Here is a 5,883-nt window from a genome sequence, read left to right on the forward strand (position 1 = left end):
GACGTCTACCGCATCGGCCACTACGCCGGCCACGGCGCTGCCAAGATCGGCTCCAGCCCCCGGCTGTCCGGCATCGTCCAGCCCCCGCCGCGCCACAACTTCCTCACCCTGCCCCGGGTGCGCTCCGATTCCCCGGCCTTCGACGTCCACCACCCCGAGGCCGCCCCGCAGCCCGCCCTCCAGCCGCCCACCCCCGACCCGTACGAGGAGGCAGGCTCATGAGGACCGAGGCGTACCTGTTCGCCGGCGTGGCGGCCTTCTTCCTCGGCACCGATGTCTTCTACCTGTGGTTCTCCGGCCGGGAACCCGCCGGCACCGCCGCCCTCACGGTCTCCTTCGTCATGTCCTCGCTCATGGCCTTCTTCTTCACCATGAACTACCGCCGCAAGGGCCTGCGCCCGGAGGACCGCCGCGACGGCGACGTCGCCGACCGCGCCGGCCCCGTGGACTTCTTCCCGCCCCGCAGCGCCTACCCCGTGCTGACCGCGTTCGGCGCCGCGCTGACCGCCCTGGGCGTCGTGTACGGCCTCTGGCTGTTCATCATCGGCTTCGGCCTCCTCGCCGCCGGCGTCTTCGGCATGGCCTTCCAGTACGTCGCCCGGGGCGAGTAGGCCTGCGGCACGGCGTGCCCGCCCCCGCCCTCAGGACTCCTCGGAGCGGGCGGCGGGACCGGCCGCCGGCCCGGGAACGGGCTCGGCGCCGGGTTCCTCGGCGGGCGCGGCCATGCGGATCCCGATCTGCCGCCGCTCCTCCTCGCTCGCCGGCACCTCCACGCGGTCGCGGTAGTACCAGGAGCTCAGCGTGGCGCGCAGCCGCTGCCGGCGCCGTGCCGGAGCCGGGGGAGCGGGCAGCGGGGCGGGCAGCTCGCGGACCAGGAGACGGTAGCGCTCGCGGGCGGAGAGCGACGTGCTGCCCTCGCCGAGCTCCCCGTAGACGCTCTGTGTCACCTCGCCCGTCTCCTCACCCTCCGTCAGCCGCGTGTGGTCGTGGGCCTGGAGCGCCAGGCACAGGCGCTTGGTGACGAGGAAGGCCAGCACCGGGCCGGCCACCACCGCCACCCGGAAGATCCAGGTCAGGGCGTTGACGGACAGGCGGAAGGAGAACGCGGCCACATCGTTGCCGCCCGCCGCCAGCAGGACGGCGTAGAACACGATGCCGGCCACGCCGAGCCCGGTGCGGACGGGCCGGTCCCGCGGCCGGTCGCACAGATGGTGCTCCGCACGGTCGCCCGTCACCCACTTCTCGAACAGCGGGTACAGATAGAGCACCAGGAACAGGGCAGCGGGCAGCACCACCGCCGGGAGCAGCACGTTCCACATCAGCGTGTGTCCCGCGACGGCGTTCTCCCACGGCGGCATGATGCGCAGGGCGCCCTCCAGGAACCCCACGTACCAGTCGGGCTGGGCGTCGGTGGAGACCTGATCCGCGCGGAACGGCCCGTAGGCCCAGATCGGATTGATCTGCGCGAGCCCGCCGAGCAGCGTCAGCGCCCCGAAGATCATGAGGAACAGTCCCGTGGTCCGCACGGTGAACTGCGGGTACATCGGATGCCCGACGGCATTGCGATTGGTACGGCCCTGGTCGCTCCAGTGCGTGTGCTTGAGATAGACGACCAGCAGCAGATGCAGGGTCAGCAAGGCGATCAGCGCGCCCGGAACGAAGAGTACGTGCACCGTGAACAGACGCGGGAGCAGAAGGTGCCCGGGGAATTCTCCCCGCCAGATGAAGGAACTCAGACAGGTGCCGACCACGGGAATCGACAGCACGATGGTGTTCGCCGTCCGCAGTCCCGTTCCGGACAGCAGATCGTCCGGCAGTGAATAGCCGCAGAAGCCCTCCAGGAGGGCGAGGAGGAAAAGTGTCACCCCGATGGCCCAGTTGGCCTCCCGGGGCCGCCGGAACGCGCCCGTGAAGAAGATGCGCAGCATGTGCACGGCGATCGAGGCGACGAAGACCAGCGCCGCCCAGTGGTGGACCTGACGGATCAGCAGCCCGCCCCGGACGTCGAAACTCAGCCGCAGTGTCGAGGAGTAGGCCTGGGACATCCGCAGCCCGCGCAGCGGCGTGTAGGCGCCGTCGTAGACGTCCGGCGTCATGCTCGGGTCGAAGAACAGGGTGAGGTACGAGCCGGTGAGCACCAGGACGACGAAGCTGTAGAGCGCGAACTCGCCGAGGAGGAAGGACCAGTGGTCGGGAAACGCCTTGCGCAGCAGGGCCTTGGCCGATTCCGCCAGCGGCAGCCGGCGGTCCAGGACCGTGAAACCGGTCTCGGCGGCCTCCCGCGCCTTCTGTGCCACCAGCTCCCTTCGCCTCCGGAACAGCAACCGGAACAGCAATGCGCACGCTCCCTCTCCCGCTCTCCGCCTCCGCACGGGCCGCTGCTGATGGGTAACCCGCGCGCGCGGCGCTCAATCCGGCGAGGAGACCGACTCACCCGTTGACACCAGGTGCCGCACGCCCGACCGGACCGCCCAGAAGAAGACGGCCAGCGACACCGCCGCGACCGTCAGCGAGTCGTACGGGGCCGGCAGCCGGCCCGAGCCCCGGAAGGTGCCCAGCCAGGAGAGCCCGGTGAGCGCCAGCAAGTAGACCACCACCCAGGCACCGGTCCGCAGTTCGGCGCCCAGCGCCCCGCCGTCGTGCCCCGTGCGCCGCATGACCAGGTAGACGGGCACGCCGGCCAGGACCATCGGCAGCGCGAGCCGCAGGTCGTGCCAGCCGGACCAGTACACGAACTCGCTCGCCACGACGAAGCTGACCGGCGCGATCCAGCGCAGTCCGGGCACCCATCCGGCCGTACCGCCGCCGGGGCCGGAGCGGAACACCGCGACGGCCACCGCCGAGGCGGCGTAGATCAGCAGATACATGTCGCCCATGACCCGGACGATGTCCTGCCAGCCCCCGAACGGCAGCAGGAAGAACACGAACACGGCCAGATTCAGCAGCAGCGCCCGCTGCGGGATGCCGGTGCGCGGGTTCACCCGCATGAAGTACCGGGGAATCGTGCCGTTCTTGGCCAGCGCGTAGGTGTGCCGCGCATCGATCGCCACCCCCACGTACGCCGATCCACCGGGAGAGAGGACCGCGTCCGCGTACAGCAGGCTGGACAGCCAGTGCAGATTGAGGATCAGCGCCAGCTGGCCGAAGGGCGAGTCGAAGTCGACGCCCCGCCAGCCGTGCCCGAGCAGCCGCTCGGGCACGGTGAAGAGGAAGGCCAGTTGCAGCGCCAGGTACATCACCAGGGCCAGCGCGATGCCGCTGAGCACCGACCGGGGAATCGTCCGGCGCGGATCGCGGGCCTCGCCCGAGAAGTCCAGCGGCGCCTGGAAGCCGTTGACCGAGTAGACGATGCCCCCGCCCGCGAGTGCCGAGAGGCAGGCGGCGTATCCGTACGGGGCGAAGCCACCGTGCCCGGTCAGCCGGCCGGAATGCCAGCCCGAGGCGAACAGCGCCAGCACGGTGACCACCGGCACGACGATCTTGAAGATCGACACCAGGTTGTTCAGCCCCGCGAACAGCCGCACCGCGAACCAGTTCAGCGCCGTCAGCAGCGCGCACAGCGACACGGCGACGCCCAGTCCGGCCGGCGTGAGCGTGTGACCGTTGTAGACGCCCGGCAGATAGTGCGCGGCGTACTGCATGATCGCGCTGATCTCGGCGGCGGTGCCGCCCACGGACAGCAGCACCGACCAGCCGACCACGGTGCCGACCAGCCGCCCGCTGGCGTACAGCGGCCAGCGCACCGTGCCGCCGCCCTCCGGCCGGGACGCGCCCAGCTCGATCATGACGAGCGCCACCAGCGCGCACAGCACACCCGCCCCGACCCAGGAGAGCAGCGCCGCCGGCCCCGCCGTCCGGGCCGCGTACATCGCGGCGAACAGCCAGCCGGACCCGACGATGTTCGAGAAGCCGGTCGCGGTGAGCCCCCAGTACCCGAGGACCTTGTGCAGCCTCCGTTCCTCGGCGAGGGCGGCACGTCCGCCGGCCTCCTCCGCCACGTCCCGCACCCCGGGCTCCGGCATCGCAACCGCCTCCTCATCCGTGGGCCGTCGCCACATATCTTGCGTCAAGATCCTTTCCGGACAGCAAGATTGGCGCCCGGGCATGTTCTCCGGCGTGGCCCCGTGCGACTAGAACTTGATCGCCAGAAGGGTTCTGTGCCTTCGCCCCACAAGGGAGAGACCATGAAGCGGATCAGTGCGGCCGTCATCGCGGCCGCGGCTGCCGTCGCCCTCGCTCAGCCGGTCGCCGCCGTCGCGGCGACCCCCGGTGCCTGGACCGCGCCGTCCTGCGCCCGCGTCACCGGTGACGGCGGCGTCACCTTCACCACCGACGACGGCGCCACCCTCGCGCCCACGAGCGGCACCCTCAGGCCGGTCAGCTACACCCACGGCCTGGCCGCCCTGGACACGCCCAACACGCTGCTCGCCACGCGCAACAACGAACTCCAGCGCTCCACCGACGCCGGCTGCACCTGGACCCGGATCGCCACGCTCGACAGCAGCCGCGCCCGGCTGACCGCGGCCCCCGGCGGACGCGCGTACGCCTGGGAGGTCAACGACCGCTACCTGGCTCGCGTCGACGGCACCACCGTCACCCCGCTCACCTCGCCCACCGGGACCATCGTGGGCCTGGGCACCGACCGCAACCGGCCGGGCCATGTGCGCGTCGCCGCCGGCGACGGGCAGCTGTACGACTCGACGGACGGCGGTGCGACCTGGAAGGCCCTCGGTACCCGCGCCGTTCCCGAGGGCGGTTCGCTGTACACGGTCGCCTTCGACCCCGCGAACATCGACCACGCCGTCGCCGGCGCGATGACGGCCGGGGGAGCGGTGACCACCGACGGCGGGCGCACCTGGAAGGCCGCCACCGGCCTGACCGGCGCCGGCGGTACGGCGAACCTCTTCGACGCCGCCGTCTCGCCCGCCGACCCCTCCGTCGTCTACGGCCTCGGCATCGACCTCGTCGAGGCGGCGCCCAGCTCGGGCGCCGAGGGGCGCCACCTGTACCGGTCGGCCGACGGCGGCCGCACCTTCAAGAAGGTGGTCGACGACTCGGCCGAGACCAAGCTGACCAACAGCACGCACCTCGCCCCGAGCCCGGTCGACGCGAACGTCCTCTACTTCGAGTACGGCACCTACTTCCAGGGCTACGGCACCGATCTCTTCCGTCTGAACGCCGCCACCGGAAAGATCACCAAGACCCACAACGCGTACGACGGGATCTCCGCGTTCGCCTTCAACCCGGCCCGGCCCAAGGTGATCTACCTGGGCGTCGAGGTCGTGAAGGTCGACTAGCCCGGCCGCCCCGGCTCCGCGATTGCCCCAGTCATCAAAGGATTCCTTTGAGGTAATCGCGGAGTCGATTATTCGACTTATGGAACAGATCTCGATAGCTTCGACGGCGTCCCGTTGCGCACAGTCGCACAGCCGTTCACGAGTCGAGGTGTTCCCATGGCGGCCCCCTGGAAGTTCATGGCCGCGACAGCCGTGCTGTGGGGTTCGGCGTTCCCCGCCATCCGCATCGCCCTCGACGGCTACGCGCCCGCGTCCATCGCCGTCCTGCGGCTGGTGACCGCGATCGTCCTGCTGCTGCCCTGCCTCGCCGGACGCCGCATCAGCCGGCTCCGGCGCGGCGACCTGATCCGCATGGCGGGCTTCGGCCTCACCGGCATGACCGCGTACCAGCTGCTGCTCTACGCGGGGGAGCGCCATGTCGAGGGCGGTACCGCCGCGATGCTCGTGGCCACCTCGCCCGTCTTCGCGACCCTGCTCGGCATGCTGGTCCTGCGCGAGCGCCCCGGCCACATCGGCGGGCAGGTCGTCTCTCACGGCGTCACGGTACTTGACCTGCGAAACCGGCAGGGCGTCCGTCTCGATCCCG

General features: G+C 71.0%; 6 protein-coding genes. 4 read left to right on the forward strand and 2 right to left on the reverse strand.

What is annotated here, in order from left to right; all coding sequences use genetic code 11:
* The coding region (locus tag AB0K09_RS28575; protein WP_366068302.1) for a hypothetical protein at positions 1 to 222 on the forward strand (222 nt) is incomplete at its 5' end.
* On the forward strand, positions 219 to 611 hold the full coding sequence (locus tag AB0K09_RS28580; RefSeq protein ID WP_366068303.1) for a cytochrome c oxidase subunit 4: 393 nt from the start codon (positions 219 to 221) through the stop codon (positions 609 to 611). The genes AB0K09_RS28575 and AB0K09_RS28580, both read left to right, overlap by 4 nt.
* Before the next feature lie 30 nt (positions 612 to 641).
* Here AB0K09_RS28580 and AB0K09_RS28585 read toward each other — a convergent pair whose 3' ends face one another.
* Together AB0K09_RS28585 and AB0K09_RS28590 are read right to left on the reverse strand one after the other, a co-directional pair.
* On the reverse strand, positions 642 to 2,324 hold the full coding sequence (locus AB0K09_RS28585; RefSeq protein ID WP_366068307.1) for a ubiquinol-cytochrome c reductase cytochrome b subunit: 1,683 nt from the start codon (positions 2,322 to 2,324) through the stop codon (positions 642 to 644).
* A gap of 84 nt (positions 2,325 to 2,408) precedes the next feature.
* Positions 2,409 to 4,022, reverse strand: coding sequence for an APC family permease (locus tag AB0K09_RS28590; protein ID WP_366068304.1), 1,614 nt, complete (start codon positions 4,020 to 4,022; stop codon positions 2,409 to 2,411).
* Positions 4,023 to 4,184: 162 nt separating this feature from the next.
* On the opposite strand from AB0K09_RS28590, the gene AB0K09_RS28595 reads away from it, so the two are divergent.
* Positions 4,185 to 5,297 (forward strand): dispase autolysis-inducing protein, encoded by a 1,113-nt coding sequence (locus tag AB0K09_RS28595; protein WP_366068305.1) that lies wholly within the window; start codon positions 4,185 to 4,187, stop codon positions 5,295 to 5,297.
* Positions 5,298 to 5,453: 156 nt separating this feature from the next.
* The coding region (locus AB0K09_RS28600) for a DMT family transporter (RefSeq protein WP_366068306.1) at positions 5,454 to 5,883 on the forward strand (430 nt) is incomplete at its 3' end.

The organism is Streptomyces sp. NPDC049577 (assembly GCF_040675635.1).
Classification (GTDB): domain Bacteria; phylum Actinomycetota; class Actinomycetes; order Streptomycetales; family Streptomycetaceae; genus Streptomyces.

Excerpts from the sequence above, each read along its gene's own strand:
- AB0K09_RS28595 (WP_366068305.1), top strand. The coding sequence starts at position 4,185 with ATGAAGCGGATCAGTGCGGCCGTCATCGCGGCCGCGGCTGCCGTCGCC.
- AB0K09_RS28580 (WP_366068303.1), top strand. The coding sequence starts at position 219 with ATGAGGACCGAGGCGTACCTGTTCGCCGGCGTGGCGGCCTTCTTCCTC.
- AB0K09_RS28590 (WP_366068304.1), bottom strand. The coding sequence starts at position 4,022 with ATGCCGGAGCCCGGGGTGCGGGACGTGGCGGAGGAGGCCGGCGGACGT.